Source organism: Protofrankia sp. Cr1, from assembly GCF_963555865.1.
Lineage (GTDB): Bacteria > Actinomycetota > Actinomycetes > Frankiales > Frankiaceae > Protofrankia.
Map to the genome: position 1 here is coordinate 30,681 of NZ_CAUVXO010000008.1, position 3,456 is coordinate 34,136.

At 67.9% G+C, this 3,456-nt stretch carries 3 protein-coding genes; 2 read left to right on the forward strand and 1 reads right to left on the reverse strand.

Annotation, left to right across the window (positions count from 1 at the left end):
• Nucleotides 1–91: 91 nt before the first annotated feature.
• Together U9980_RS01980 and U9980_RS01985 are read left to right on the forward strand one after the other, a co-directional pair.
• On the forward strand, nucleotides 92–721 hold the full coding sequence (locus U9980_RS01980; RefSeq protein WP_322749181.1) for a PadR family transcriptional regulator: 630 nt from the start codon (nucleotides 92–94) through the stop codon (nucleotides 719–721).
• A gap of 169 nt (nucleotides 722–890) precedes the next feature.
• Complete coding sequence (locus tag U9980_RS01985) at nucleotides 891–1,961, forward strand: inositol-3-phosphate synthase (RefSeq protein WP_322766432.1); 1,071 nt, start codon at nucleotides 891–893, stop codon at nucleotides 1,959–1,961.
• 145 nt (nucleotides 1,962–2,106) lie between these two features.
• Here the strand turns inward: U9980_RS01985 and U9980_RS01990 are convergent.
• The coding region (locus U9980_RS01990; RefSeq protein ID WP_416210116.1) for an MFS transporter at nucleotides 2,107–3,456 on the reverse strand (1,350 nt) is incomplete at its 5' end.

The window sequence follows — 3,456 nt, forward strand, 5'->3', positions numbered from 1 at the left end:
GACGAGATCAAAATAGCCAGATCACAACCATCGGTTCAGGCACTCGCTGGATCAGACAACCGCCAGGTCGATTACGGTGGAGGGAGCGGCAATGCTGGAGTTGGCCGTCCTCGCGCTGCTCTCGGAGAGTCCGATGCACGGCTACGAGCTGCGGAAGCGGCTGAACACCGTGCTGGGTACCTTCCACCGTTTCAGCTACGGGTCCCTCTATCCATGCCTGCGCAAGCTCGCGGCCGAGAGCTACGTCACCGCCGACGACTCCAGTGCCGCGGGTCGCCTCGGCGGCCGCAGCCGCGTTGTCTACACCCTCACAGCCGAGGGCAAGGAACGCCTCGTCACCCTGCTCGGTGAGGGCGGGCCGTCCTCCTGGGAGGACGAGATGTTCGGCGTCCGGTTCGCCTTCTTCGGCAAGACCGACGCGGCTGTCCGACTGCGCATCCTCGAAGGTCGACGCGGCCGGTTGGAGGAACGGCGTGAGAAGGTCCGGTCCGCCCTGACCAGGACCCGCGAGCGGTTCGACTCCTACACCCTCGAGCTGCAGCGCCACGGCCTCGAGTCCGTCGAGCGCGAGGTCCGCTGGCTCACTGAACTGATCGAAACCGAACGGGCCGAGACCGGACGGACGCAACCACCGCCGACCGCCGTGTCCGCGGGGCTGCCACCAGACCTGCCCGCAGCTCCACAATCAACCGGGTCTCCAGGTGCGCAGGAGGATCCATGATCGCGCACCTTCCGGCCAGCGTGCCGACGCCACCGGGCCGGGAGGACAACGGCGACGCAGTCCCGCCCACCGGGTAGTTCGGCGGCACCGCAGGGCCCGCATCCCCGCCCCACCCACCAGCGTCCACAACCAATACCGCTTCACACACAGCCAAAGGGAGCAGACCGTCATGGGTTCGGTACGTGTCGCTATTGTCGGTGTGGGCAACTGCGCCGCATCCCTCGTCCAGGGGATCGAGTACTATCGCGACGCTGAGCCGTCGGCGCAGGTACCGGGCCTGATGCACACCCAGCTTGGCCAGTACCACGTTCGGGACCTGGAGTTCGTCGCGGCGTTCGACGTCGACGCCAAGAAGGTCGGACGCGATCTGTCCGAGGCGATCGTCGCCAGCGAGAACAACACCATCAAGATTGCCGATGTGCCGCCACTGGGCGTCACCGTCGCCCGCGGCCACACTCTGGACGGCCTTGGTCACTATTACCGCGAGACGATCGCCGAATCCGACGAGGAACCCGTGGACGTGGTGGCCACGCTGCGTGAGTCCCGAGTCGACGTCCTTGTCTGCTACCTGCCGGTCGGCTCCGAGAACGCGGCGAAGTTCTATGCCCAGGCCGCGATCGACGCGGGCGTCGCGTTCGTCAACTGCCTGCCGGTCTTCATCGCGGGCCGCGCGCAATGGGCGGAGAAGTTCCGCGCGGCCGGCTTGCCGATCATCGGGGACGACATCAAGTCGCAGGTGGGCGCGACAATCACCCACCGCGTCCTGGCAAAGCTGTTCGAAGACAGGGGCGTTGTCCTGGACCGCACGATGCAGCTCAACGTCGGCGGCAACATGGACTTCAAGAACATGCTCGAGCGGGACAGGCTGGAGTCCAAGAAGATTTCCAAGACACAGGCAGTGACGTCTCAGCTCTCCCACGACATGGGCCGGGACAACATCCACATCGGCCCGTCCGACTACGTCTCCTGGCTCGACGACCGCAAGTGGGCCTATGTCCGCCTCGAAGGACGCGCGTTCGGCGATGTGCCGCTGAACCTGGAGTACAAACTTGAGGTGTGGGACTCGCCGAACAGTGCCGGTGTGGTCATCGACGCGGTTCGCTGCGCCAAGATCGCTCTTGACCGGGGTGTCGGGGGGCCGCTGGTCGCCGCATCCTCCTACTTCATGAAGTCGCCGCCGGAGCAGTACCGCGACAACGTCGCACGTGACAAGCTGGAGGCGTTCATCCGCGGCGAGTAGGACGCCCCGCGCGAGGCGTCCCGCGCAAGGCGACCCGGGATGTACGAGAGTGGTCCGGCCACCCGGAGGGGGCGGCCGGGCCACTCTCGTCGTCGCTCACCGTCTGACCGCGGTCAGCTGCGCGTCAGGCGTCAGGCGTCAGGCGTCAGGTCGCAGTCCTGGTGGGAACCGTTGTCATCGGGCCCGGCTGCGCTGCGGCGCTCGGCAACCGGCGGACCTCCACTCCCCCGAAGCCGTCCAGATCAGACGGGTCGGACGGGTCGGACGTCCGCCTGCTCAGGTACAGCAGCGCGCACACGATGTACCCGGCTCCGGCGACCAGCACCATAACCGCCGACCTGCCGGTGGCCGGCAGGGTGATCGCCGCGAGCGCGGCAGCGGCCACGTAGGCGACGTTGAACAGGAGATCGTAGAGGGCGAAGGCGCGCCCCCGGTAGGCGTCGTCGATCTGTTCCTGCACGATCGTGTCGACACAGATCTTGCTGGCCTGGGCGGCGAACCCGATCGGCACCGACGCGACGATCAACAGCGCCGAGCTGAACGGCAGACACAGGGAGATCTCGATGATCCCGGCGCCGAGCAGCACGAAGATGATCCACATCTGCTTGCTGACCCGGCGGGTCACCCGCGGCGTCACGAAAGCGGCCGTGACCGTTCCCAACCCGCCGGCGCCCACCAGCAGGGCAAGGCCCGCCAGACCTCCGACGGCGCCCGTGAAGTAGTTACGGTAGAGCAGGATCGCCATAACCGATGTAAGACCATATGACGCCCGGGAACCGGTCAAGGCGGCCAGGGCGTACCGGGCCGGCGCCCGCCGCCACAGGTGACCCGCTCCGTCCGCCAGTTCCAGGACCACCTGCCCGACCTCGCCAAGAACGCCCTGCCCGGGCGTGGCGTGCACGGGGCCGAACTCGCCCCGGCCCGCTCGGGCGGCGGTCCCCGCGGCAAGCAGGTAGACGACGCCGGAGAGCGCAGCCACAAAGGCGACACCCGCGTCGTCCCCGCCGATCAGCCCCCGCAGACCACTGCCGATACCGGCGCCGATGAGGGTCGCAAGCGTGCCGGCGGTCGTCGATACGGCGTTCGCCGTGACGAGCCGCCCCGCAGGGACGACCACCGGCAGGCCCGCGGACAGCGCGGCGAGCACAAACCGGTTGACGCTCACCACCGCCAATGCGGCCGCATAGAAGTCGGCACCGGTATGGCCGGCGGCGATCAGCACGACGAGGATGGCGAGCAGTACGGCCCGGGCCAGCGCGCTGACCACCAGCACCCGCTGCCGCGACACCCGGTCGAGCAGGATCCCGGCGAACGGTCCGATGACACTGAACGGCAGCACCACGATCGCCAGCGATGTCGCCAGCGCCGCGGCGGAGGTCGCCCGCTCCGGCGAGAACAGCACATAGCTGACCAAACTCGCCTGGAAGACCCCGTCCGCCGTCTGCGAGGTCAGTCGGGAGCTGAAAAGCCGCCGGAATCCGGTCAGCTCGAACAG